The sequence below is a fragment of the Porphyromonas sp. oral taxon 278 str. W7784 genome, assembly GCF_000467855.2.
Taxonomy (GTDB): Bacteria; Bacteroidota; Bacteroidia; order Bacteroidales; family Porphyromonadaceae; genus Porphyromonas.
Map to the genome: position 1 here is coordinate 59,811 of NZ_KI259236.1, position 26,069 is coordinate 85,879.

Here is a 26,069-nt window from a genome sequence, read left to right on the forward strand (position 1 = left end):
AGATAGAGAATCACATCAAGCATCAAAATATAAAGGAGTATACTTATGAAGATCGTTTACGTAATCCAGAATACATGGTATGCTGGAGGTCAGACTCGAGTCCTTGTGAATAAGGCTAATTATTGGGTGGAAAGAGGTCATGATGTTTATGTCATTACTACGGACCAGGCGGCTCTTCCTCCCTACTATCCTATTGATAAGCGTGTCCATATGATTGATCTGGGGATTAGTTATTTAATCTTTGATCAGCAACCCTTCCTAAAGAAGCTACTGGTTCTTCCTAAGCTTTTCCTTCGCTGTCGTAATCGAATGCAGAAGGTGATCAATGAGATCCAGCCCGATATTGTAGTCTCAATGTTTGGTAAGGATATCTATGTGTTACCATTTGTCCGTACTAAAGCTGTCAAGGTTTTGGAAGCTCATGGAGCTCGCTATACTTGGATCTACTCCCGACCAGGCTTACGAGGGGTTATCCAGAATAGTATTGATCTGTGGTTGGCTCGAAAGTTCGATCAGCTTGTGGTGCTCACCCACGAAGATCTACCGAATTGGGATCTTCCCCATGTCGTTTGTATCCCCAATGGAAATACCTTTAGCCCAAAGGAAAGTGCCAGCTTAGATGCTAAGGTCGTGATTGCCTCTGGGCGTTATGGTGTGCAGAAGAATTTCGAAAGTCTAGTAGAAGCTTGGGCTATCGTTCATGCCTCTCATCCTGATTGGAGACTGAAGATATGTGGACAAGAGCTAGAGAAGCTCGATCCAACGATCAATCGGCTTAACCTCCAGGATAGCATTGATAGGATAGAAGCTAGTGATATGCAGAAGGAGTATATGGAGTCCTCCATATCGGTGGTGAGCTCTGTCCATGAAGGCTTCTCTCTAGCTCTTGCCGAAGCTGCATCTTGTGGAGTGCCTAATGTCTCCTATGCTTGCCCCTGTGGCCCCAGAGATATCATTGTCGATGGGGAGACGGGATTCCTCGTGGAGCGTGTCGGTGATCATCAGCAATTAGCAGAGCGGATAAATCGTCTGATCGAGGATGAGGATCTTCGCAAGAGTATGGGACGAAAGGCTAAGGAGCGCTCTGTCCTCTTCTCTGTCGACTCAGTCATGCAGCGCTGGACTGAGCTCTTCTCAAGCCTTATTGCTAGGAAGAAGAAGCATTAGTTCCCCATCCCACTTATGCCTAAGCTGATACTCGTCCCTACACCGATAGGGAACCTCGAAGATATTACCCTCAGAGCCCTCACGGTGCTGCGAAGGGTGCCCCTGATCTTGGCTGAAGATACCCGCACATCGGGCTTGTTGCTCCAGCACTTCGATATCAAGTGCCCGATGCAGAGCTACCATAAGTTCAATGAGCATCAGGCCCTCGATCGCATCTGCCAGCGTATCGAGGCGGAGGGCGAAGTGGCACTCATCACCGACGCAGGGACTCCGGCTATCTCCGACCCAGGCTATCTCTTGGTGCGTGCCTGTATCGAGCGGGGCATCGACGTGGAGTGTCTCCCCGGAGCGACGGCCTTTGTACCGGCGCTGGTGGTATCAGGGCTTCCCTCCGATCGCTTCATCTTCGAGGGCTTCCTCCCGGTGAAGAAAGGGCGACAGACGAAGCTCAAGGAGATCGCAAACTCCGGCTGTACGACCATTTTGTACGAATCTCCCCATAGACTCGTTAAGACATTAGAGCAACTCTCCCAGTATATGGACTCATCGACCCCTGTGGTGGCGATACGTGAGCTTACGAAGCTCTACGAGGAGACTGTCCGAGGATCACTCTCTGAGGTCATACAGCACTTCACAGAGCGAGAGCCAAGAGGGGAGTTTGTACTAGTTATAGGAAGAAATACTACATTTGACAAGGCTAAGGAGGATATAGATCCCTCCCTAGACCCATCTACCGAAGACGAACGACGGAAGATGAAGCGCTCAAAGAAGTGGAATAAATAATACAACAGCTATGACAAAGAGACTAATCTTTGGTGCAGCACTGCTGCTAACTCTGGCTTCCTGTGGGAAGAACTCTAGTGACTACAAGACACTCAAGGAGCAGTATGATTCGCTAGCACTCATCAATCAAAACTACGAGGCTGAGCTACACGAGACTGACTCGCTCGTGGCAAGTGTGCTTACCAACTTCCAGGAGATCTCTTCGGTCGAGGGGATGATCAATGTCAATCCTCGTAATGGTGATATCCAGCGCTCTGAGCGTGACCGTATCAAGGACAACATGCTCCTGATCAACGATAAGCTCCGTGCAAGTAGCGAAGCCCTCGACCAGCTCACCAAGAAGCTCGAGGCAAGCGGTAAGGACAATAAGCGCCTGCGTAACACCATCGCCGTCCTCCGCAAGGAACTAGAGAACCAGAAGCAGCGTGTCATAGAGCTCACCGAAGAGCTCCAGCGCAAGAACTTCGCTATCGGTGTGCTCGACTCCATGCTCACCCAGCGTAATAGCGACGTCGATCGTCTCAATGTCGCTACAGCACAGCAGGCAGAAGCTCTAGCCGCTCAGGAGAAGGAGCTGAACACCGTACGCTACTGCATCGGTACGAGCTCTGACCTCAAGGATATGAACCTCATCAAGAGTGGGCGCGTCGTCACGGAGAATGCTAACATGAGCTACTTCACCAAGACTGACCTGCGTGAGCTCTCACAGATCCCTCTCTTCAGTCGTAAGGCTCGCCTGCTGACGGTACACCCTGCTTCGTCCTATGAGCTCGTCCCTGGCTCTGACAAGCAACTCGTCCTCTATATCAAGAATGCACAGGCATTCTGGAGTAACTCGAAGATCCTCGTTGTCCAGGTAGACTAAGCGTCTATACCGACACGTGCGATCCTAGCACTCCCTCGACGAAGAGTCTGTAGTCCGCCCCTCTACCACGGAGAGGATGGACTACAGACTCTTCCTTTTGTATCTCGCTTCTTCCCGCTAAGCATGGTGCTTCACCTCTTCTAAGGGGACAGCTAAGCCTCACCCAATAGTCCGTCCGCCTCTTCGACTGCATCCCGTCGGCTCCCCTTTCTATATCCTATCTGCTTCTTTTGGAAGCATCCCCCTTCCTCTGCCCTTACTATCCACCCCAGATGAACTATACGACGACTCCTGCTCTAGTCCTTCATCGCACCCGCTACAGCGACCGCTATAGCATCGTGCATCTCTATAGCCGTGCTCTGGGGCATGTGGCTGCCCTAGTGCCCGAGGCGTCGAACCGAAAGAATCTGATCCGTGAGCAACTTCGTCCGCTCTCGGAGGTGGAGGTCACGCTCAGCCAGAGCCCACGCCGGGATCTCGTCCGGATCCAAGAGGTGCGAAGTCTCCAGCCACGCCATGCCGTGCATTTGGATCCAGCGAAGGGAGCGCAGGCGATCTTCCTCAGCGAGTTCCTCTACCGCATACTGACGGCTCCGCTCCCCGACGAACATCTCTATGACCACCTCGCCACCTCGCTGGCCTTCTGGGAAGGGCTGCGCCGAGGGGGAGCGAACTATCATCTCTGTCTCCTCCTCTCCCTCCTCCCCGTCCTCGGGATCAGCCCCGAGATCTCGGAGCGCCCCGAGGGAGTAGGCTGGTGCTTCAGCCTCTCGGAGCAAGGCTACGTCCTCGATAGGCACGCCCACTGCCTCTCCCCAGAGGAGACCCTTCACCTACCGCAGCTCCTGAGGATGACCTATGCCAACATGCATCACTTCGCCTACAGCCGTCAGCAGCGAGGCGTGATCTTGGACTACCTCCTCGACTACTACCGCCTTCATCTGGCCTCCTTCCCTCAGCTCAAGTGCCTTCCCATCCTACGCCAGCTCGGTGAGGCAGAGTTAGAGGGGAAGAACCTCCCATCCCAACCTTAGACCAAGCATCACGAAGGCCTCCAGCATGTAGACAAATACAGCTCGAATCCACTCCCTGTTATCCATCGCTAAAGGGACCCATTCATGGGTCACCGAAGTCCCCCATTCATGGGTCGCTCGTGCGACCCATGAATGGGGTCTTTTTGTTAGGTATGTATGCACCCCTTCTTTGAGGTGTGGATGAAGGGCTAGGGTGGGGGGCCTTACCGCATCAGAGTGGAAGGTCAAGGTGTGTCGCTTTGTACTCTAATTTTGGTTAAGCGGTCAAGATTATAGTCGAATATCCCTGCTATTCATAAGAAGTTTATTAAATTTGTACTAAATAGGTCAGGTAAAAAGAATACTCCCGTACTGTATATGAAGAAACTGAATGACCTGGATCTCAAGATCCTGAGACGACTGACGACGAATGCTCGTGTCCCCCTACGTGATGTAGCGGAAGGTGAGAATAGCTCTCGCTCCTCCGTCAATCAGCGTCTGATGCGCATGATCGAGAATGGTGTGCTCACCTCGCTGAAGTACCACGTCAACCCCAAGAAGATCGGCTATAATACCTGTACGTATGTCGGTGTCAGCCTCGAGCGTGGCTCGCTGTATAAGGAGGTAGCTGAGCGCATGAGTGAGATCCCCGAGATCGTCGAATGTCACTTCACCACAGGTCCCTACACGATGCTCATCAAGCTCTATGCTATCGACAACAACGACTTGATGCGTATCCTCAACGGCATCATCCAGGGGCTCCCTGGGGTCGTCGCTACCGAAACGCTGATCTCGCTCGATGTAGCCTTCGAGCGAAGCATTCATATCCCTGATCATCTCCCTGAGTAGTGGCTCATCCCGCCCCCATACGTTCATTTAGTCTGACCGAGCTCTTGAGTTCGGTCAGACGCTGTTTAGAGCACTCCTTCCCCGACCGCTATTGGGTGCGGGCGGAGGTCAGTGATCTGAGGCGTGCTGGTGGGCAAGGTCATGGCTATCTGGAGCTCCTAGAGAAGGGAGCTGGAGGTGAAGTCGTGGCGAAGGTACGTGCCACGATCTGGTCGTCATCATACACTGCTATTGAGCGAGCCTTTGAGGCGCAAGGGGTGGGTAAGCTCACCTCTGGGATGAGTATCCTAGCGCTGGTGGGGGTCTCCTTCCATCCACAATATGGGCTGAGCCTCAACATCGTTGATATTGACCCGAACTATTCCCTCGGTGAGATCGCCCGCTTGCGTCTAGAGACCATCGCTCGTCTCAAGCGACATGGCCTCTTCGGACTGAATAAGGAGCTTGAGCTCCCCCGTCCCCTCCAGCGTGTCGCTATCATCTCATCTCCCACGGCTGCGGGCTATGGTGACTTCATGCGCCAGCTCCATACGAATGCTTACGGGGTAGTCTTCTATACGGCGCTCTTCCGTGCACAGATGCAGGGGAGTGAGACGACAGCCTCCATCCTCGGGGCGCTGGAGCGTATACTTAATGTGGCAGATGCGTTTGATGCCGTGGTGATCATCCGTGGGGGAGGTGCTGTGAGCGAGCTGAGGGCCTTCGACGACTATACGCTTTGCGAAGCCGTGGCACAGTTCCCCCTACCCGTTATCTCAGGGATAGGTCACGACCGAGATGTCTCGGTGCTCGACCTCATCGCCCATACGTCGCTGAAGACCCCGACGGCGGTAGCGAGCTTCCTCATAGAAGAGCTGGCGGTGGAGCTCGGGGAACTTGTACAGCGCCAGCGTCAGCTCCTCCTTCGTCTGCAGACGCTCTCTATGGAGCGAACGGCTTGGCTTCATTCGGTAGCCTCTCGACTACCTCTCCTCGCCCGAGGTCGGCTTGATCGGGAGCGACGTCGCCTCATCCAGCTTCCCTCCCAGCTCACACTCTCGGCGAGAAGCTATCTCGATCAATCCCGCCATCAGCTTCACTTCACTACTCGTCAGCTTCCGCTACTCACAAGCTATCTCGTCAGGCACTACCGCCAGGAGCTAGCGAAGAGCCTTGCCCCGCTTCCCCTATCGGTAGAGCGTCTCAGGGAGCGCCTAGGGGCGACCCTCGAGCGTCAGGAGCAGGCCATCCGCCTGGCGCACCCCGATGAGGTCCTACGCCGAGGCTTCAGCCTGGTCTCTGTAGGTGGAAGGATCATCACCCGTCGGGAGCAACTAGCGTCGGGTGTCGACCTCTCTATTCGCTTTGCCGACGGAGCGATCGAGGCGGTGACGAAGGACTAGCTATCCGCTTATTCCGGGAGCCTAAGTAGTGGCCAGCCCCGCTTCTCCCAGCTGGATCGCAGGCGATCATAGAGGGGCGAGAAGATCCACTCCCACAGTAGGAGACGCACCTTGTCAATGAGGATGCTCCCAGCGAAGACAAGGAGAATAAACACCGCAACCATACCTAAGAACACACCGACAGGGTGCTCGCTGAGCCCGTGTATATATCCCGTATAATATCCGATAAGGCGCCCATTGCAGTGGATGAGATACACTGCGAAGGTGGAGGAGGCGATCCAGTTGATGGCTCGACTCTGGAGCTTCAGCCGAGAGAAGGCTAGGAAGAGCGCCACCGCCGTGAGGATATTTAGCGGGGAGGCATAGCTAAGGAATTTCCCAGTGAGGGCATTTGCTTCGATTGACAGCCCCGAAATATAACCGTAGGCGAAGAGAGCTAAAGATTGTGCGAAGCTAATCCCGAGATAGATACCGATGAGGGTGGTGGTCTTGTAGCGATTGATCTCTTCGGGGTAGAGACCGAAATAACGTCCTAAGAGGTAGATTCCACAGAAAGAAATGAGTGAATAGCCGTTTTGGACACCGAGTTGATCAGAGAGAAAACCGAAGAGAGTGGAGAGTATATAGAAAAATATGAGATAGTTTCTATGCATCTGCTTGTTCTGCTTCTGGATAAAGCTATTGAGAAGCGGAGCAAAGATCATAAGGCTTAGATAGGTCGGTAGGAACCACTCCTTACTTCGATCCAGTGGGTAGAACGTTCTTAAGAAAGCTTTGGATTGGAAGGGCTCGAGATCAAGAGCGACGAGGGTTAAGTAGATTCCGATAGTGTAGAAGGCCGCTTGGAAGAGCAGGCTTACCATTCCCTTGATGCGCAGTCGTATGCCGAAGTACCCTGAGATGAGGACGAAGACATTTACTCCGACTATGGCAAGAGATTCACTCCAGATCCGCCCGAGTGACCCTAGAGGTTGATCATGTAAAGCTTCAAAGGTAGGGAAGTGGAAGGTGAGGTAGTTGGCATGGAGGATCAGTACTAGGAGCATCGCTAGTAGACGGAGAAGCTCAAAGTTCGATGCTCGAACGGGTCTGCGAAGAGGAGTATTCATAAAAGAAGATAATGGGTGTTGAGATAAAGAGAAAGGCTATCCCTTCACTGTGGGAGAGATAGCCTTGTGTAGGAGCGGTGATGAGTAGCGTCTAGCCCAGCCTATTGGAGGCTAGTAGACGAGCTCGATGAGAAGATCTTCGCCCGACTCGTCGAAGTGAAGCTTACCTTCCTTAGCTAGCCAGCCAAGGGCAGCATATAGTTCTTTGTCTGAGCGGAGCTTAGTGGCCTTCTTCAGAGCCTTGATATCCATTTTGCCAAGTTTGTCTAGGGAGTTCCAGACGAGACCTGCATTTGTTCCGATGAGTTCGATCATGGGCGTAGAATAGAAATTAGTAGTTACTGATTGCTCTGTCGTGATAGTGATGAGCCAAGGCCTAGGATTGACGCGCTTCTTGGCTTCGGTGTAAAGTTACTAAACCTTTTTCAAAAAGGCAAATGAGTACCACCTGCAAAGGCTGATGCCATGAGGGTTTGGAGGGCCTCATGAGGGACCTACGGTAGGTCGCTGAAAAAACCTACTGTAGGTCGTGATGACGACCTACAGTGGGTCGTCGATGCGACCTACAGTAGGTTTTCCCGACGGGGTGCGGGTAGAGGGCGTCGAGAGCCCAGCTGGAGTGGGGCTTTGCGCCATGTTGGATAAGCCTTCTCCTAGCCCCTTGCTAAAGAATTTGTATCTTTGGAGGTGCGAATGGGGATCGGTGATGGAGGCCATGCCTCTCTCTGGTATATCCTTGAGCTTAAACAGAACAGAATAGCATGCCTAAGCAACGGGGATTCCTACCCTTTGTCTTCTACATCTTCATACTGCTCATCTCAGTGGCGGCCCTCTGGGGGACTCTCTATTTGGGAGAAAGTCTTACCCCTTCGACCCTGCGCCCCACTACCGAAGGAGCGATGACGCTCCGTGGCGCCTTCGCCGACTTCCAGACCAGTGTCTCCCACCATGCCGACTCCACGATAGGGGTACTGCTCCTACAGATCCTCATCATCCTCATCGCTGCACGAGCTATGGGCTGGCTCTTCCGTAAGATCCACCAGCCGGCCGTCATAGGTGAGATCGTAGCGGGGATACTCCTCGGGCCTTCGCTCTTCGGGCGTGTTGCTCCCGAGACCTTCGAGGCCCTCTTCCCCGCCTCTAGCCTGTCTAATATCCAGCTCTTGAGTAACTTCGGGCTGATCCTCTTCATGTTCGCCGTGGGGATGGAGCTTCGTCTCGGAGACATACGCAAGCAACTTCGCAGTAGCATCATCATCAGTCATACGGGGATCTTCATCCCCTTCCTCCTCTCCCTCCCGCTGAGCTATACCATCTATGGTGACTATGCTGCAGGGCTGACGGACTTCACCCCTTTTGCCCTCTTCATAGGGATAGCCATGAGCATCACGGCCTTCCCTGTGCTGGCACGTATCATCCAGGAGAATAACCTCCAGCGCACGCACCTCGGGAAGCTCTCCCTCTCTACAGCGGCGGCAGGGGACATCACTGCTTGGCTCATGCTAGCAGCGATCATCGCCATCGCCCAGAGTGGTAGCCTGATGAGCACGGGCTACAACCTCCTCTTCCTCATCGTCTATCTGCTGGTGATCTTCGGGATCATCCGTCCGCTCTTCCGTGCTGCGGGTAAGGTGTACAACAATACCGAGGTCATCAGCCACGGGATGGTCGGTACGATCTTCATCCTCCTCCTGCTCTCGTCGTACATCACCGAGCTACTGAGTATGCACGCCCTCTTCGGTGCCTTCATGCTCGGGCTGGTCATGCCTGAGGATCTCTCCTTCCGCAAGATCGTCACGGACAAGATCGAGGATGTCTCCCTCATGCTCTTCCTCCCGCTCTTCTTCGTCTCTAGTGGACTACAGACGGAGCTCGGCCTCATCGATAGCCCCGAGCGCTGGGCACTCCTCGGCGTCTTCACCCTGATAGCTGTCGTCGGCAAGGTCGGTGGTACCTATATCTCTGCCCGTGCTTCGGGTTAGAGCCCCCGCAATAGTATCTTCCTCGGAGCCTTCATGAATACCCGTGGACTGATGGAGCTCGTCGTCCTGGGGATCGGCTACGAGATGAAGATCCTTCCTCCCGCTATCTATGCCGTCCTCGTGCTGATGACCGTCATCACCACCGTCATGACGATGCCCATGGTACATATGATCAATTGGGTCATCCGCCTTGGGGAGCGTCGTCGGGACCGTATCGAGACGATCGACAAGCAGGCTGGGGCTAAGGTACTCCTCTCCTTCGGACGTCCTAGCTCTGGGGTGACCCTGCTTCGCTTGACGGATCAGCTCCTGCGCCGTGGGGAAGCGCACCCCAATGTCACAGCCCTGCATATCACGACGGATAAGAACATCAACTCGATCGAAGTAGATAAGTTCTTCGAGGATAGCTTCCGTCCCATCATGCAGGAGGCACAGCAACTGAGCCAGCCCCTAGAGACGGAGCACCTCGTAGCAGACGAAGTCGAAGGGACAATCCTCTCTAAGCTCACGGCAGAGAAGTACAACCTACTCATCGTCGGTGCTGGTGTGCGTCTCTCCTCCGACGAAGATGACCGAGAGGCTACTACCATGCGTCAGCAGATGAAGCGTCGTGTAGGGAGCTTCTCCGTGCGTACGACCGAGTCACTCCTGACGATCCACAGCATGCTCCGTGACAAGATGGCCTACTTCGTCCATCGGGCACCTTGCTCCGTAGGGGTACTCCTCAGTCGCTCCTTCCATTCCCCGAAGAATATCCTCCTTTATATAGCTAATCCTGGAGACCTGCGCCTACTGCCCTATGCACGCACCATGGCTGAGAACAACAAGGCGACGCTACGCATCATCGCTAGTCGAGACCTTCCGCCTCAGAGCCTCAGCTTGCATCCAGGCGAAGAGCTTCTCCCGGATAAGCTCCTATCACTTCCCGAAGGGTGCGACCTGGTCGTCGTCAGCTACACCCATTGGCAGGAAGCCTTCGACACGTGCGAAGACCTCCTCTCACAACTGCCCTCGACACTTATCCTCAATCTCAAGTAGCACCCTTCTCACTCTCACCCGCCCAAAGGCACACATACATCACAGACACGACTATGACGAAGTTAGTAGCAAACGACCCTTGGCTCAAGCCCTATGAAGAGCGTATACGCCGTCGCATGGAGTTCACCCACGCTCGTGAGCGATCCATCACTCAGGGAGGGGATATCCCTCTGGAGCAGTTCGCCGATGGCTACCTTCACTATGGCTTGCACCGAGATAAGAAGAAGGGTTGCTGGATCCTCAGGGAGTTCCTCCCCGGTGCACATAGCGTCCAGCTCATAGGCTCCTTCAACGATTGGCAACGCATGTCCGTCTGGAAGCTCAAGCGTGTCGATGACTATGGCAACTGGGAGATCCATATCTCCGATCAGGTACTGCACCATGGAGACCTCTACCGCCTCTTCGTCTGCTGGGGCCATGACTGTGGAGAGCGCATCCCTGCATGGGCAAGCCGTGTAGTTCAGGACAGCCAGACGGGTATCTTCAGCGCTCAGGTCTGGGATCCCGAAGAGCCCTACGTCTTCCGCAATGCTCGCCCAGGGAAGCGAGACGAAGCACTCATGATCTACGAGTGTCATGTAGGTATGTCCTCGGAGGAGGGTAAGGTAAGTACGTATAGAGAGTTCCAAGAGCAGGTACTCCCACGTGTCGTCGACCTTGGCTACAATGCTATACAGATCATGGCCGTGCAGGAGCATCCCTACTATGGATCCTTTGGCTACCATGTCTCGAGCTTCTATGCACCGAGTAGTCGCTTCGGTACACCTGATGACCTGAAGGCACTGATCGATGCTGCCCATGGGCTTGGGCTGAAGGTCATCATGGATCTGGTACATAGCCATGCGGTGCGCAATGAGGTCGAAGGCCTTGCCCGCTACGATGGATCACGTACCCTCTTCTTCCACGAAGGACCTCGTGGCGACCATCCTGCTTGGGATTCACTCTGCTTCGACTATGGGCGAAACAATGTGATGCACTTCCTTCTCTCGAACTGTAAGTACTGGCTAGAAGTCTTCCAGTTCGATGGCTTCCGCTTTGATGGTGTCTCATCGATGCTCTACTATAATCATGGGCTAGGGGAGAGCTTCAATTCCTATTCGGACTACTTCAATGGTCTGCAGGATGCCGATGCTATGGCCTACCTGACCCTAGCCAATAAGCTCATCCATAGCGTCTATCCTGATGCCATCACGATCGCAGAGGAGGTGAGCGGTATGCCAGGGCTGGCTTCTCCTATAGAGGATGGTGGCTTCGGCTTCGACTACCGCCTGTCGATGAATATCCCTGACTTCTGGACGAAGCTCATCACCGAGCGTCCTGACGAAGAGTGGAGTCCAGGTGCTATCTGGTACGAACTGACGAACCGCCGTGAGGAGGAGAAGACGATCAGCTATGCAGAGAGCCACGACCAAGCCCTCGTCGGAGATAAGACGATCATCTTCCGTCTGGCTGATGCTGAGATGTACTGGCACATGAGCCATTCGACCCGCACGCTACAGACGGATAGAGCCGTAGCTCTGGATAAGCTCATTCGCCTAGCTACCGTGGCGACGATGAATGGAGGATACCTGAACTTCATGGGGAACGAGTTTGGTCATCCCGAGTGGATCGACTTCCCTCGTGAAGGCAATGGCTGGTCGTACCACTACGCACGCCGTCAGTGGAGCCTAGCGGACAACAAGGATCTTCTCTATCACGACCTACAGAGCTTCGACAAGGCGATGGTGCATCTCGTGGCCTCTTCCCCAGAGTTCACCGCCTGCTCACTCCAGCAGTATCACATCCAAGAAGAGGAGCAGATCCTAGCCTTTGGTCGTGGCGATCTCATCTTCGTCTTCAACTTCCATCCCACCCGCTCCTACACCGACTATCAGATCCTACTTCCTAAGGGGAGCTACACCGTCGTACTCGACACCGATAGCAAGGACTTCGGGGGGTATGCTCTGGTAGACGACACACTGACCTACCAGTCTCTACCGTACGAGGCCAAGACGCTCGACTGCGAGGCTCTGGCGCCACTCGCCCTCTACATCCCCTCCCGCACTGCTCTAGTGCTCCGACGCAAATAAGTAGAAGAAAAGACTCCCCACAATGGAGAGCCCGATAATATTCATACACCCTAATGGCTATTGATACTAAGAATGTTGCCATCTTCGCAGGCTCAGCTTCGACGGATCTGGCAGCTAAGATCGCCGAGGCTCTAGGACTGCACCTAGGCGACATGCAAGTAGAGCACTTCGCAGACGGAGAGTTCTCTGTCTACTACAAGGACAGCATCCGTGGTAAGGATGTCTTCCTTGTCCAGTCTACCTATCCATCTTCGGATAATATCATGGAGCTCCTCCTGATGATCGATGCTGCTAAGCGTGCTTCGGCGCACTACATCGCAGCAGTGATCCCTTACTTCGGGTGGGCTCGCCAGGATCGTAAGGATAAGCCACGTGTCTCTATCGGAGCTAAGCTCATGGCTGACCTACTGAGCACTGCTGGGGTGACCCGTGTCATCACGATGGACCTGCACGCAGACCAGATCCAGGGCTTCTTCAATGTCCCTGTAGACCACCTCTACGCTTCGATGGTCTTCATCGACTATCTACGCCAGACTTCCGACCTCTCGCGCACGGTGATCGCTACGCCTGACGTCGGTGGGGCTAAGCGTGCTAACTCGTATGCGAAGTTCCTCGGTGTGCCCATGGTCATCTGTCATAAGAGCCGCGCCAAGGCCAACGAAGTCGCCGAGATGACCATCATCGGTGATGTGGAGGGTAAGGACGTCATCCTCGTGGACGACATCGTCGATACGGCGGGTACGATCTGCAAGGCTGCTGACCTGATGATGGCTAATGGGGCTCGTAGCGTACGTGCTGCTGCCAGCCATGCTGTGCTCAGCGATCCTGCTACGGAGCGTATCAATGCCTCTGCGCTCAAGGAGATCATCTTCACCGATTCCATCCCCTTACGCAAGCAGTCGGACAAGATCCACATCGTCTCGGTGGCTAATATCTTCGCTGAGGCGATCAACCGTGTGATTAACCACGAGTCGATCAGCATCCTCTACTCTATCTAGCGGTCGGGGAGTTCGCTGAGCTCCCGGCATGACCCTACGAAGATCGGTCGCTCCGTCCTAGGATGGAGCGACCGATCTTTTTTGGTTCGAATAGCCTGATTTTTGCCTGTCTTAATTGGGGTGAAAAGCGGTGTGGGAAAACTAGGGGTTTCCTTGGGGAAAGCTCCCCATCCTCTAAGGCATTTTCGTTCGCCCTCGGGAAGGGCTCTGGGGAAACCTACTGTAGGTCGTCGATGCGACCCACGGTGGGTCGCAGTAGGTTTTTTCGGCGACCTACCGTAGGTTGTTTTTGGCAGCTCTCCCGAGAGCCCTAATTGAAGGGGGGATTCATTTGGCCGCTCAGCATCGGTCCTTCGAGGGGTACTTTGGTATTTCTACGTCATTATGCTCATCGTATGGCTTAATTACCTATATTTGTGTAGTTATAGTAACCCGGATAGTTAATTATAGAGACTATGCACACAGACAACTATTGTGTCATCATGGGGGGCGGCGTCGGAAGTCGCTTCTGGCCCTACAGCCGTGAGACCAAGCCGAAGCAGTTCCTTGACATCTTCGCTACTGGTCGTTCTCTCCTGCAGATGACGTTTGATCGCTTCTCTAAGGTGATCCCCAAAGAGAACTTTGTCGTCGTAACCAATGCCATCTACCGAGACCTCGTCCTCGAGCAACTCCCCGAGCTGACCCCAGGGCAGATCTTGCTGGAGCCCATGCGTCGCAATACAGCTCCCTGTATCGGCTGGGCAACCTATCATATCTATGCCAAGAATCCCAACGCTAATATTCTTGTCACCCCTGCTGACCATCTGATCCTCCAGGAGGATGTCTTCGACGAAGCTATCCGCCTATCGCTGGAGTATGTGCGTGAGCACCCGAAGCTCGTGACTCTGGGTGTCCGTCCCTCTCGCCCCGAGACCGGCTACGGATATATCCAGTTCACCGATGCCGAGGAGGAGCACTTTGTGAAGGTGAAGACCTTCACCGAGAAGCCTAATCTTGAGATGGCCAAGGTATTCTACGAGAGTGGTGAGTTCCTGTGGAATAGTGGGATGTTCGCTTGGAATGTCCGCACGATCTTAGAAGCCTTCAACCACCACCTGCCTGCCCTGACCTCCGTCCTCGACGAGGTGAATGGCGCCTATGCTACGGCTGAGGAGCAGGACCGTGTAGGGGCGATCTTCTCTCAGTGCCCCAATATCTCTATTGACTACGCTGTGCTGGAGAAGGCCGACAATGTGATGGTCCTCCCTGTGGACTTTGGCTGGGCGGACCTCGGCACTTGGGGCTCACTCTACGAGCTCAAGCGTGAGGAGCCCGAGGCGAATGTCGCACTACACACCGAGGCCCTCTTCTACGAGGCTAAGGGGAACATCGTCTCGCTCGATGGAGATGAGAGCGAACAGCTCGTCGTCGTCCAAGGCATCGATGACTGCATCGTCGCTCAGAGCAAGGGTGTCCTGCTCATCTGCAAGCGTGACCAAGAGCAGCGCATCAAGGAGTTCATGGGCGATGCCTCGGAGCGCTACAAGAAGAAGTTTGACTAGTTAGCCTCAGCGGAGGTCTTATCCTTTCCCTTCCGAAGCTTAGTGCTAACTAAAGGCAAGAGCCCCTGGATCACGATCGTGATCCAGGGGCTCTTTTATTGGGGGAGGACGAAGGGAGGTGATCTACCTCCCTAGTGCTTATTCGAGGGCCGAAGCGTAGGCGATGAGCGCCGTAGCATAGGCGGCCATCCCTTCCCGGTGCCCGACGAAGCCCATACGCTCCGAGGTGGTCGCCTTCAGAGAGATCGCTGAGACGGGGATACCCATCACCTCGGCCATCACTCGGCGCATCTCGGGGATGTGGGGATTGAGCTTGGGGGCTTCGGCTGCGACAGTAGCGTCGATATTGCCGATCTCGTAGCCTGCCTCACGGATGAGCTGGCAGGTACGCTCCAGAAGGATCTTGCTGTCGATCCCCTTGAACGCCATATCTGTCGGGGGGAAGTGCACCCCGATATCTCCTAGGGCAGCTGCCCCTAGGAGGGCATCACAGACAGCGTGCAGGAGGACATCGGCGTCCGAATGGCCTTCGAGACCCTGCTCGTAGGGGATCTTGATACCGCCTAGCCAGAGTTCGTAGCCGTCGCTCAGTCGGTGGACGTCGTAGCCGAAGCCAGTACGGAAGGGTATTTGTCGCATGGAGATGGAGAGATACTTATTTGAAGAGGCTTCGCAGACCCTCGATGTCGAAGGCGAGGTTGAAGCGGAGGGTTTGATCAAGAGGATTGTCGGAGATCGTCGACATCAGATAGGAGGCATCGACACGGAAGGCGCTTATACGGAAGCCTGCCCCTGCGGTGAAGGCCTGTAGGTTGCCCTTGGTGGGGTGCAGATAGCTGTAGCCTGCCCGCATGAAGAACTTATCGTTGTAGTTGTACTCCGCTCCTATGCTCCAGTGCACTTCCTTCAGCTCTTCGGAGAAGCCTCCAGGAGCGTCGGTGAAGCTTCGGAAGATCCCCGAGACTGCTGAGATCTTCTGGTACTCTTCGGCCTTCTTAGCATCGCCAAGTGGGGGCGTGGGTACGAGGAGCTTATTGGCTTCGACGTTGAGGGAGATCATGTTCAGCTCATCGATAGGGTAGAGGAGACCCGTACCGATGCCGAGGTTAGCGGGGACAAAGGAACTGGTGGTCCCACCGTCGAAGGAGATCTTCGACCCGATATTGCGGACATTGAAGCCCAGTGACCAGAGGCTCTCAGCGCTACCGATGCTGATGTACTTGCGTAGGTAGCCTGAGATGTCGGCCGTCAGTGCCGAGCCAGGGTTATTCCCCTGCTCCTTGGTCCCTTGGTCGGAGTGTATATAGCGTAGAGCGACCGCCATGGAGTAGCTCTCGGAGAGCTTGCGGGAGTAGCTGGCGTCGATGGCGAATTCATTCGGGTGCGCTTCACCTAGGCTTCTGCCCGAAGCATCCCAGGAGGGGAGCTTGCCCATGGTGAAGTAGCGCAGAGAGGCCCCCAGTGCTTGGCGGTCATCTTCGCCAAGCTTCATGTAGCCCGAGACCTGCATCAGGGCGATGTCGCTCACCAGACGGGAGAGCCAAGGGGTATAGCCGAGAGTGAAGCCCGCCTTGCTGGTGATGAAGGCAAACTTAGCGGGGTTCCAATACTGCGAATAGGGGTCGGGGGTGGTGGAAGTCCCTTGGTCACCCATCCCTGCGGCGCGAGCGTCGGGTGTGATCTGAAGGGAAGGGACGGCAGCTGTCACGGGGTTGAAGTACTTAGCTTCTTGGGCTTGTGCCTGGAGGCTTCCTCCGAGGGCACATAGTGTCAGTGCGGTAAGGATTGTCTTTTGGTTCATAACGGTTTGGGCTACCTTTTTCCGAAGGGAAAGCTAGGAGAAGTCTCGTCTAGCTAGATAATGTAGGACAAATATACGACTATCCCTTGTATATCTGTCTATTACTTCCGAAGATCTATGTTCTCGATGTCTTCTCCCGCATAGTCCGTAGCTAAGAGCGTGTACGCACCACTCTCTTTCCCCGCTCCTTTTCCTTAGGTTTCACCTCCCAAGATACGCCCTGAAGCTCAGCTCACAGAGCCATGATCCCTCCGCCTCCCACCAAGCATCACCACCCCTCAAACTAGTGCAATTCGTCCCTCCCTAAATTCAGCCTCGATCTACCCCTCTAGAATGGGGCTTTGGGAGGGGGCAAAAAACGACCCACGGTAGGTCGCCGAAAAACCTACTGTAGGTCGCCTGTGACGACCTACCGTGGGTCGTCCTTGCGACCTACCGTAGGTCGTTTTTTACCCCCTTCTGTAGGTCTTGCTCAGAGTGCTCCAGACAGCACCCTTTCACCCTGTGGATCATCCCCACAAATTCGTCGGGGAGGAGTCCTTCCTTCGCCAGCGTGTTTTTGCCTTCCGTCGATCTCTTCCTCTTCGTGGGGCTCATCAGGGGGTCGGCGAAGGGGTGAGGCTTCGACACTACCTATAAATAGCGTACCTTTGCACGATAAAACCAACATATCACCTAGACAAAGAAACAAATGACCTCAAAAGAGATCCGCGAGTCATATAAAGCCTTCTTTAAGAGCAAGGGGCATACGATCGTACCATCCGCTCCGATGGTCATCAAGGGCGACCCTACCCTGATGTTCACCAACGCAGGGATGAACCAGTTTAAGGACATTATCCTCGGTAATGCCGAGATCAAGCACAGCCGTGTAGCGGACTCCCAGAAGTGCCTCCGTGTAAGTGGTAAGCACAACGACCTCGAGGAGGTAGGGCACGACACCTATCACCATACGATGTTTGAGATGCTGGGTAACTGGTCCTTCGGCGACTACTTCAAGCAGGAAGCTATTGACTGGGCGTGGGAATATCTGACCGAGGTCCTGAAGCTTTCGCCCGATCGTCTCTACGTGACGGTCTTCGAGGGTGCTCCTGCCGAAGGGCTAGAGCGTGATGACGAAGCTGCTGCTATCTGGGAGAAGCATCTACCCAAGGAGCGCATCATCAACGGCAATAAGCACGACAACTTCTGGGAGATGGGTGACCAGGGGCCCTGTGGTCCTTGCTCTGAGATCCATATTGATATTCGCTCCGATGAGGAGCGCAAGGCTGTAGATGGTCTTTCGCTCGTCAATCAGAGCCACCCACAGGTCATCGAGATCTGGAACCTCGTCTTCATGCAGTACAATCGCAAGGCCGATGGTTCGCTCGAACCCCTGCCTAATCGTGTCATCGACACGGGGATGGGCTTCGAGCGTCTCTGCATGGCTATGCAGGGCAAGACTTCGAACTACGATACCGATGTCTTCACTCCGATGATCCAGGCGATCGCTACCCTGACGGGGATCGAATACGGGGCCGACGCTAAGTCCGATGTGGCTATGCGTGTCATCGCAGACCATATCCGTACCATCGCCTTCGCTATCACCGATGGGCAGCTCCCCTCCAATGCTAAGGCTGGCTATGTGATCCGCCGTATCCTTCGCCGTGCTGTGCGCTATGGGTATACCTTCCTAGGGCGTCGTGAGGCCTTCATGTACAGCCTCCTACCTGTACTCATCGAGACGATGGGTGATGCCTATCCCGAGCTCATCGCTGGTCGTGACCTCATCTCTAAGGTGATGCGTGAGGAGGAAGAGAGCTTCCTGCGTACGCTGGAGACGGGTATTCGCCTCCTAGATAAGCAGATCGAAGAGGCTAAGAAGGCGGGTAAGACGGTCCTAGACGGACACGATGCCTTCGTCCTCTACGATACCTATGGCTTCCCCCTTGACTTGACGGCACTGATCCTGACGGAGCAGGGGCTGAGCGTCGATGAAGCAGGCTTCGATAAGGCCATGCAGGAGCAGAAGGAGCGTGCACGCAATGCCGCTACTATCGACGCCGGTGACTGGCAGGTCGTCAGCGAAGGCTCTGCTGTACACTTCGTGGGCTACGACACACTGGAGTGCACGACCGAGATCCTTCGCTATCGTGAGGTGAAGCAGAAGAATACGACCTTCTACCAGGTAGTGCTCTCGGAGACTCCCTTCTATGCAGAGATGGGGGGGCAGGTCGGTGATAAGGGCTTCCTCATCGCCTCTGATGGTACCAAGTATGAGATCTTCGACACCAAGCGTGAGAATAACCTAGCCATCCACCTGATGAAGAAGCTCCCCGCCTCGCTCGAGGGAGCCTTCCGTGCTGTCGTCGATGAAGAGCGTCGCCACCGCATCGAGGCTAATCACTCGGCTACCCACCTACTGCACGAGGCTCTTCGTGAGGTCCTCGGGGCACATGTCGAGCAGAAGGGGTCGTTCGTCTCGGATGAAGTGCTCCGCTTTGACTTCGCTCACTTTGCTAAGGTTGAGCCCGAACAGCTCCGTGCTGTCGAGCGCATTGTCTCCCGTCGTATCCGTGCCTGCATCCCACTGCAGGAGTTCCGTGAGGTGCCTATCGACGAGGCTCGTGAGATGGGTGCTATGGCACTCTTCGGTGAGAAGTACGGGGATCATGTCCGTGTCATCCGCTTTGGCTCTTCTACGGAGTTCTGCGGGGGGACACACGTGCCTTCTACAGGAGTCATCGGTACACTCCGCATCACCAGTGAGTCGTCTGTCGCCGCTGGGGTACGACGCATCGAAGCCGTCACCGGCGAAGCAGCAGAGAACTACCTCTACGAGCAGGCCGACCTGATCGATAGCATCCGCCAGCTCTTCAACAATAGTCCTCAGCTGATGACGGCTATCCGCAAGACCCTCGAGGAGAATGTAGAGCTCGGCAAGCAAGTCGGTGAATATATCCGTGAGCAGATCGCCGAGAAGAAGCGCCAGCTCCTAGAGAAGCGTGTCGAGGTAGGCGGTGTACGTCTCTTCCTCGTCGAGAAGGAAGTGCCCGCTGAGGTCGTCAAGGACATCGCCTTCCAGATCGCAGGTGAGCTCCATGAGCCCTTCGTATTCGTAGCGGCTTGTGTCGATCCTAGCTCTCAGAAGCCTAGCCTTACGCTGATGATCAGCAAGGACCTAGTAGAGTCAAGAGGCTGGAATGCCTCCCAGCTCCTCCGCTCTGCTGCTAAGCATATCCAGGGCGGTGGTGGCGGTCAGCCCCACTTCGCTACGGCTGGGGGTAAGAACGTCGATGGGCTCAATGCAGCTGTCGACGAGCTTCTCGGAGCTATGGAGCTGAAGGCTTAGCCTACACCCTGTACGGATGATCATCGGTACACAGATACTCGATCGCAAGCTCCCCTCAGTCGCTGAGGGGCTAGCTTGCGATCGTTTGTTTATCCTCCTTGAGGAGCGAGTGAGTGAGCTTCATCCCGAGCTCATCCCTCGGCTTAGTGCCTCGCTATCCGAGCCACCTACCACCCTCATCCTCCCAGGAGGGGAGGAGAGTAAGACGACGGAGCGCCTCGGAGCGCTGTGGGCTTGGCTCAGCGAAGGTGGGGCAACTCGTCGCAGTGTCCTTGTCGTCATCGGCGGGGGAGCCTTCCTCGACCTCGGGGGCTTTGCTGCCTCGACCTACATGCGGGGCATTCGTACGGTCTATGTGCCGACGACGCTCCTCTCGATGGTGGACGCTTCGGTAGGAGGGAAGACGGCTATTGACTTCCTCGGGGTGAAGAACCTCATTGGCTCCTTCCATCCAGCAAGCGAAGTCCTCGTAGATATTGATTTCCTCCGCACGCTCCCCATCGAAGAGCTCCTTTCGGGCTATGGTGAGGTGATCAAGCATGCTACATTGATGGGAACGGATGCTTGGCGAGAAGTCCTCCGCATAGGTGATCCCATGGGTCTGATGGACGAGGAGTGGCAGGCGCTCATCGAGAAAAGCATTGCCTACAAGACCTCGGTCGTCGAAGCTGACCCCCGTGAGCAAGGACTCCGGCGTATCCTCAACATCGGTCACACGGTGGGGCATGCTCTGGAAGCTTATTCGCATGCGCATCCTTCCCTTCGTACCCTTCCTCATGGCGAGGCGGTCGTCTTTGGTCTGCTCATCGAGAGCTACATCACATCGCTCATCAAGGGGAATGACCGCACGTATATTCGCCAACTGATGGCTCTGGCTCGGGAGCTGTACTCACCCTACTACTATACTTGCAAGGCTTATCCCGAGCTCCTCAGACTCATGCGTCAGGATAAGAAGAATAGACGAGGGGCGATCACGATCATGGGTGTCATAGCACCGGGGGAGATCGTACCCATAGAGCTCGAGGATGAAGGGCTGATTCGTCAAGGTTTGGACTTTCTTAGGGAGACATTTGGTAATTAACCATCTTCTCCTTACCTTTGCACCGCAAAAGGGTAATCCTCATAGTAGGAAGCCTAGAGCACTCGGGATGTAGCTCAGCCCGGTTAGAGTACTCGTCTGGGGGGCGAGTGGTCGCTGGTTCGAATCCAGTCATCCCGACTGAAGAGTGGGTAGAAGCAAGATACAGCTTCTACCCACTTTATTTTTGTATCTAGTCCCTCCATGAGGTAGCTCTCCCACGAGAAGTAGGGTAGCTATCGTAGAAACATGGGGTCTCTATGGTACAAGTCCCCTACAATCTTTGTATTTTTGTGATACAAACATAAATTATCACTCGGCACCTGAGTCCTAGCTTCGGTGTCAGCAAGGCAAAAGAAGAATATGTATCGCACTACTACCTGTGGCGCTCTGCGCCTCAGCAATGTCGGGGAGCAAGTGACGCTCGCTGGCTGGGTTCAGAAGGCTCGCCGTATGGGTGGCATGACCTTCATCGATCTCCGTGATCGCTACGGGATCACACAGCTTGTCTTCAACGAAGCACTCGTCGGGGAGGCTCTTGTGGCCGAGGCAGAGAAGCTCGGACGTGAGTATGTCATCCAGATCACGGGTGAGGTCACCGAGCGAGAGAATAAGAACCCTAAGCTCGCCACAGGGGATATCGAGATCGCAGTGTCGACGCTACGCATCCTCAATCCCGCCGAAGTACCACCCTTCACTATCGAAGATGATACCGACGGGGGGGATGACCTCCGCATGAAGTACCGCTATCTGGATCTACGTCGTGGCTGTGTCCGCTCCAATCTTGAGCTCCGTCACCGTTTCGCCCTAGCGGTACGTCGCTATCTGGATGCTGAGGGCTTCCTCGAAGTCGAGACGCCCGTCCTCATCAAGTCTACCCCCGAAGGGGCACGTGACTTCGTCGTCCCCTCACGCATGAACCCTAATCAGTTCTATGCGCTACCTCAGTCTCCTCAGACCTTCAAGCAGCTCCTGATGGTGAGTGGCTTCGATCGCTACTTCCAGATCGTCAAGTGCTTCCGTGACGAAGACCTTCGTGCAGACCGTCAGCCCGAGTTCACACAGATCGACTGCGAGATGAGCTTCGTCGAGCAGGAGGATGTACTGACGATCTTCGAGGGGATGACACGTCACCTCTTCAAGGAGCTCCTTGATCTAGATATCCCCACTCCCTTCCCACGTATGAGCTGGCACGAAGCTATGAAGCGCTACGGATCGGATAAGCCCGATACCCGCTTCGGTATGGAGTTCGTCGAGCTCAAGGATGTACTCTCGGGCCATGGTTTCTCTGTCTTCGACGATGCCGACTACATCGGAGGGATCTGTGCCGAGGGAGCAGCCAGCTATACCCGTAAGCAACTAGATGCACTGACGGACTTCGTCAAGCGTCCTCAGGTCGGTGCTAAGGGCCTCGTCTACGCCCGTGTAGAGGCGGATGGCTCGGTCAAGAGCAGTGTGGATAAGTTCTACGCTCAGGAGACCCTCCAGCAGCTGGCACAGACGATGCAGGCTAAGCCTGGTGATCTCATCCTCATCCTCTCGGGTGATGATGCGATGAAGGTACGCAAGCAGCTCTGTGAGCTTCGCCTCGAGGTGGGTAGCCAACTTGGGCTAAGAGACAAGAGCAAGTTCTCCTGCCTCTGGGTCGTGGACTTCCCCCTCTTCGAGTGGGACGAAGAGACACAGCGCTTCTACGCTATGCACCATCCCTTCACCTCGCCCAAGCCCGAGGATGTACCCCTACTGGAGACCGATCCAGGGGCGGTACGAGCCAATGCCTACGATATGGTCATCAACGGCGTAGAGGTCGGAGGCGGATCGATCCGTATCCACGACAGCAAGCTACAGGCACGGATGTTTGACCTCCTAGGCTTCACCCCTGAGCGAGCTCAAGAGCAGTTCGGCTTCCTGATGAATGCCTTCAAGTACGGGGCTCCTCCTCACGGGGGCTTGGCTTATGGTCTTGACCGCTTCGTCTCCCTCTTTGCTGGGCTGGATAGCATACGAGACTGCATCGCCTTCCCCAAGAACAATGCTGGACGTGACGTGATGATCGACGCTCCTTCGCTGATTGATCAGGAGCAGCTCGATGAGCTCTATCTCAACCTCGTCCCTGCTACTAAGTAAGAATAATCGCACGACTACAGTACGACCTATGGTATACCGCTTATTGATGCTCTCGGATGAGAATGATTTCTTCAAGAGAGAGATACAGATCGACTCGGAGGCTACCTTCCTAGAGCTAAACGACTTCATCCTTGATTCCCTCGGCTATGCTCATGATGAGCTGACCACCTTCCACCTCTGTGATGAGGACTGGCAGAAGGAGCAGGAGGTGACGATGATGGATATGGGGATGAGTTCGGACGAAGACAGCTATCTGATGTCTGAGACTGCTCTGGAGGATCTTCTCGATCAGAAGGGGCAGCATCTCTTCTTCGTCTTCGATATGCTCTCCGAGCGAGGCTTCTTCATCGAGCTGGCAGAGCTCATCCCAGGGAAGAGCCTTGACAAACCTGTCGTCACCCATGCTGAGGGTAAAGCCCCCAAGCAGCTCGCTTCGATCGAAGAGGCTGCCGCCCGAAGCGCTACTCCAGGAGGAGCGGATGCGTGGGACGAAGAAGTCTTCGACGAAGACTCGATCGACGAAGGTGATATTGACCTCGAAGGCTTCGATATAGCGGATGCTGAGAGCCTCTACTAGGTGCATGCCCGAGACGCTCCTTGTACTCGTCGGTCCGACGGGGGTAGGGAAGACGGCTCTGAGCATTCGCCTAGCACAGCACCTCGGCTGTAGCATCCTCTCGGCAGACTCTCGTCAGATCTTCCGTGAGCTACCCATCGGCACAGCTGCCCCCTCCCTAGAGGAGCGGGCGGCTGTGCCTCATTATTTTGTTGGGGAGCGCTCGGTGGAGGAGCCCTATAGCGCTGCGATGTTTGAGGCGGAGGCGATGGCCCTTCTCCCTCGGCTCTTCTCCGAAGGGGAGCGACCGATCGCTCTGGTGTCGGGTGGCTCGATGATGTATGTCGATGCCCTCTGCCATGGGATCGATGAGATGCCCGACGTGCGTGATGAGGTGCGACAGGCGGTGTGGCGACGCTACGAGGAGGAAGGTCTTGAGGGGATCTTGGGCGAACTGAAGATCCTTGATCCCGACTATTACCATTCAGTAGACCCGAAGAACTATAAGCGGGTCCTCCACGGCTACGAAGTCTCGCTCTCCACGGGACGACCCTTCTCTTCCTTCCACTCAGGAAGGAAGAAGGAGCGCCCCTTCCGCATCATCAAGCTGGGGCTTACCCGAGAGCGGGAGGAGCTCTATGAGCGCATCGATCGGCGTGTGTATATGATGCTGGAGGCGGGGCTCGTGGAGGAGGCTCGTAGGGTCTATCCTCTGCGACAGCTCAATGCGCTGAATACAGTCGGCTACAAGGAGCTCTTCGCCCACTTCTCGGGAGAAATAGACCTAGAGGAAGCAGTGCGCCTCATCCAGCGCAATAGCCGGCACTATGCCCGTAAGCAACTCTCTTGGTGGCGACGGGACGAGGAAATCCGCTGGTTCGATGCCGAGGACTGGGATGGGATCGTCCGCTACCTAGACGCTGCGCTGGTGATGGGGGAGAAGTCCGCCCCATCCCCTCACTAAGGCGCAAGGAAAAATCACCCCATACATACCTCCCTTCGGTGACCCATGCATGGGTCACCGAAGGACCCCATTCATGGGTCGCTCGGGTACCCCATGAATGGGTCGCCTAGATACCCTATTCATGCCTCCCTCCGAAGGGGCATGAATGGGGTACTTCTTTTCTCCAGTTTGCCACGGGGCAGGGGTGTGATTCAGCGGGGCGAGAAAGCACGCCATTCTTCGAGACTCGGGAGGACCACATAGCTACGCCTGCAGGCTAAATCTACTCCGCCCGTAAGCTATAGACTTCCCTCGTCTCATCCCGTCTCTCCTCCTATAATCTACGCCTATAGCTGGCCTACTTGAGCAGAGTCGTACGAGCGGGGTATCGGCTATGCTCTAGCCTGGGGATTTTGATTATTCATGGAAGCTGTCTACCTTTAGAGCAGAAACAAGATCAAGTGCAGTCATAAATCCTCATTCAGGAGCTTGATACACCCTTTGATACCAGCGCATACTCTTTAGCCAAACGCAAGGTAGATCCTCCAGGTGTACAGCCCTAAAATAATATAGCTGTATGAAGTGCCTATCTTACCATCCACCCCATTAGATCACAGAGGAGTCCTGTGCTCACAGAGCCTGACCTCCCAGGATGATCTTCCCCTCTCAGCAATTCCTGCCTCCGTCACCCTAGCTTCGCTCTCGCAGTCCCTTAGGCTATAGGGCGAGCTGTAGGCCTCCCGTCTAGGGCTGGGGTAGTCTCCGAAAATGAGTCCTGAAGCCGTACTTCCCATCCGCACCATCTCAAGTCCAAACGATATGAAACCACTGACGACCCTACTCATCGCCGTGAGCATGCTACTCTCTAGCTTGGCCCTGCATGCACAGCGATCGACGGAGTTCTTTTACCTCGGCACCGTCTACTGCAAGACGAAGGCCGGAGTCGAACAGCGGTTCCCTTATCTCCCCGTCTACTTATCCCGCCAAGACAAGCCCCAGGATATCATCGCCGTCACGATAACGAATGCCAATGGGGAGGCTTCATTCGAGGGAGTGCCTATAGACCCGTACAAGGATCATATCCTCTCGGTACATCTCCCTAGTGGTACCTATCGCTTTCGCCGACCTTCGATCAGAAAGAATCCAGGCTTTACAGGTAATATCAGCACGCATATCCGGCTCGATGCTCTAGAGAAGTACCTCACATCATCGACGATCGTCCCGAAGAAGGCAGATGCTGACAAGCTGGCACTAGACCTTGCGACGAGCGCCATCAAGGGCGCTCAGCGGAAGGGCGTGACGATCTCCGATGCGGAGGGACTTAACTACAAGCTCTTCCTCTCTGGTTATCTGGTGCAGGATAAGAGGCTTGCGGATGCACTCCTCAAGATAACGGGGGCCGAGGTCGACAAGATAGTCATCACGCACCCGCTACAG

At 55.0% G+C, this 26,069-nt stretch carries 21 protein-coding genes and 1 tRNA gene; 18 read left to right on the forward strand and 4 right to left on the reverse strand.

All coding sequences use genetic code 11. From position 1 onward, the window contains the following. The first annotated feature begins 45 nt into the window (after window positions 1-45). From HMPREF1556_RS04730 to xseA, 6 genes are all read left to right on the forward strand, one after another. Window positions 46-1,167, forward strand: coding sequence for a glycosyltransferase family 4 protein (locus HMPREF1556_RS04730; protein WP_021667165.1), 1,122 nt, complete (start codon window positions 46-48; stop codon window positions 1,165-1,167). A gap of 15 nt (window positions 1,168-1,182) precedes the next feature. Further along, window positions 1,183-1,950 (forward strand): 16S rRNA (cytidine(1402)-2'-O)-methyltransferase, encoded by a 768-nt coding sequence (gene rsmI, locus HMPREF1556_RS04735; protein ID WP_021667166.1) that lies wholly within the window; start codon window positions 1,183-1,185, stop codon window positions 1,948-1,950. A gap of 10 nt (window positions 1,951-1,960) precedes the next feature. Continuing rightward, window positions 1,961-2,815 (forward strand): hypothetical protein, encoded by an 855-nt coding sequence (locus tag HMPREF1556_RS04740; protein ID WP_021667167.1) that lies wholly within the window; start codon window positions 1,961-1,963, stop codon window positions 2,813-2,815. 272 nt (window positions 2,816-3,087) lie between these two features. After that, window positions 3,088-3,849, forward strand: a complete 762-nt coding sequence (locus HMPREF1556_RS04745) for a DNA repair protein RecO (RefSeq protein WP_044125252.1) — start codon at window positions 3,088-3,090, stop codon at window positions 3,847-3,849. A 357-nt stretch (window positions 3,850-4,206) separates the two neighbouring features. Then, window positions 4,207-4,677, forward strand: a complete 471-nt coding sequence (locus HMPREF1556_RS04750; protein WP_021667171.1) for an Lrp/AsnC family transcriptional regulator — start codon at window positions 4,207-4,209, stop codon at window positions 4,675-4,677. After that, the gene (xseA, locus tag HMPREF1556_RS04755; protein WP_083476373.1) at window positions 4,677-6,059 is read left to right on the forward strand and encodes an exodeoxyribonuclease VII large subunit; all 1,383 of its coding nucleotides are present in this window, start codon (window positions 4,677-4,679) and stop codon (window positions 6,057-6,059) included. Before HMPREF1556_RS04750 ends, xseA begins: the two co-directional genes overlap by 1 nt. 8 nt (window positions 6,060-6,067) lie before the next feature. Here xseA and HMPREF1556_RS04760 read toward each other — a convergent pair whose 3' ends face one another. Together HMPREF1556_RS04760 and HMPREF1556_RS04765 are read right to left on the reverse strand one after the other, a co-directional pair. Further along, entirely contained in the window at window positions 6,068-7,168 is a 1,101-nt protein-coding gene (locus HMPREF1556_RS04760) for an acyltransferase (protein ID WP_083476374.1), read from the reverse strand. A 111-nt stretch (window positions 7,169-7,279) separates the two neighbouring features. Further along, the gene (locus tag HMPREF1556_RS04765) at window positions 7,280-7,483 is read right to left on the reverse strand and encodes a winged helix-turn-helix domain-containing protein (protein ID WP_021667174.1); all 204 of its coding nucleotides are present in this window, start codon (window positions 7,481-7,483) and stop codon (window positions 7,280-7,282) included. 446 nt (window positions 7,484-7,929) lie between these two features. On the opposite strand from HMPREF1556_RS04765, the gene HMPREF1556_RS08835 reads away from it, so the two are divergent. From HMPREF1556_RS08835 to HMPREF1556_RS04785, 5 genes are all read left to right on the forward strand, one after another. Beyond that, on the forward strand, window positions 7,930-9,150 hold the full coding sequence (locus HMPREF1556_RS08835) for a cation:proton antiporter (protein ID WP_021667176.1): 1,221 nt from the start codon (window positions 7,930-7,932) through the stop codon (window positions 9,148-9,150). A gap of 33 nt (window positions 9,151-9,183) precedes the next feature. Beyond that, window positions 9,184-10,188: a hypothetical protein gene (locus tag HMPREF1556_RS08840; RefSeq protein WP_232299039.1), complete on the forward strand. Its 1,005-nt coding sequence runs from the start codon at window positions 9,184-9,186 to the stop codon at window positions 10,186-10,188. A 53-nt stretch (window positions 10,189-10,241) separates the two neighbouring features. Then, window positions 10,242-12,257 carry an alpha amylase C-terminal domain-containing protein gene (locus tag HMPREF1556_RS04775; RefSeq protein WP_044125253.1) on the forward strand — a complete coding sequence of 672 codons (2,016 nt, stop codon included), beginning with the start codon at window positions 10,242-10,244 and terminating at the stop codon, window positions 12,255-12,257. Window positions 12,258-12,310: 53 nt separating this feature from the next. Next, window positions 12,311-13,255, forward strand: a complete 945-nt coding sequence (locus HMPREF1556_RS04780; RefSeq protein ID WP_021667181.1) for a ribose-phosphate pyrophosphokinase — start codon at window positions 12,311-12,313, stop codon at window positions 13,253-13,255. A 455-nt stretch (window positions 13,256-13,710) separates the two neighbouring features. Beyond that, entirely contained in the window at window positions 13,711-14,799 is a 1,089-nt protein-coding gene (locus HMPREF1556_RS04785; protein WP_021667183.1) for a mannose-1-phosphate guanylyltransferase, read from the forward strand. A 138-nt stretch (window positions 14,800-14,937) separates the two neighbouring features. Here the strand turns inward: HMPREF1556_RS04785 and ispF are convergent, their stop codons facing one another. Together ispF and porV are read right to left on the reverse strand one after the other, a co-directional pair. After that, window positions 14,938-15,438: a 2-C-methyl-D-erythritol 2,4-cyclodiphosphate synthase gene (ispF, locus tag HMPREF1556_RS04790; protein WP_021667184.1), complete on the reverse strand. Its 501-nt coding sequence runs from the start codon at window positions 15,436-15,438 to the stop codon at window positions 14,938-14,940. Between the two features lie 16 nt (window positions 15,439-15,454). Further along, window positions 15,455-16,600, reverse strand: coding sequence for a type IX secretion system outer membrane channel protein PorV (gene porV, locus HMPREF1556_RS04795; protein ID WP_021667185.1), 1,146 nt, complete (start codon window positions 16,598-16,600; stop codon window positions 15,455-15,457). A gap of 691 nt (window positions 16,601-17,291) precedes the next feature. Between porV and alaS the strand changes: the two genes are divergently transcribed. The 7 genes from alaS to HMPREF1556_RS04830 all read left to right on the forward strand — a co-directional run. Further along, window positions 17,292-19,928 carry an alanine--tRNA ligase gene (gene alaS / locus HMPREF1556_RS04800; RefSeq protein ID WP_021667187.1) on the forward strand — a complete coding sequence of 879 codons (2,637 nt, stop codon included), beginning with the start codon at window positions 17,292-17,294 and terminating at the stop codon, window positions 19,926-19,928. A gap of 16 nt (window positions 19,929-19,944) precedes the next feature. Further along, a complete protein-coding gene (gene aroB, locus HMPREF1556_RS04805) occupies window positions 19,945-21,009 on the forward strand; it encodes a 3-dehydroquinate synthase (RefSeq protein WP_021667188.1) in 1,065 nt (354 codons plus the stop codon). Between the two features lie 63 nt (window positions 21,010-21,072). After that, window positions 21,073-21,147, forward strand: a tRNA-Pro gene (locus tag HMPREF1556_RS04810). Between the two features lie 222 nt (window positions 21,148-21,369). Further along, on the forward strand, window positions 21,370-23,133 hold the full coding sequence (aspS, locus tag HMPREF1556_RS04815) for an aspartate--tRNA ligase (RefSeq protein WP_021667189.1): 1,764 nt from the start codon (window positions 21,370-21,372) through the stop codon (window positions 23,131-23,133). A gap of 28 nt (window positions 23,134-23,161) precedes the next feature. After that, entirely contained in the window at window positions 23,162-23,710 is a 549-nt protein-coding gene (locus HMPREF1556_RS04820) for a hypothetical protein (RefSeq protein ID WP_021667190.1), read from the forward strand. Between the two features lie 4 nt (window positions 23,711-23,714). Beyond that, window positions 23,715-24,653 (forward strand): tRNA (adenosine(37)-N6)-dimethylallyltransferase MiaA, encoded by a 939-nt coding sequence (gene miaA / locus HMPREF1556_RS04825; RefSeq protein ID WP_021667191.1) that lies wholly within the window; start codon window positions 23,715-23,717, stop codon window positions 24,651-24,653. 798 nt (window positions 24,654-25,451) lie between these two features. Continuing rightward, window positions 25,452-26,069 (forward strand): hypothetical protein (locus HMPREF1556_RS04830; RefSeq protein WP_021667193.1); only part of this gene is annotated, 618 nt, incomplete at its 3' end.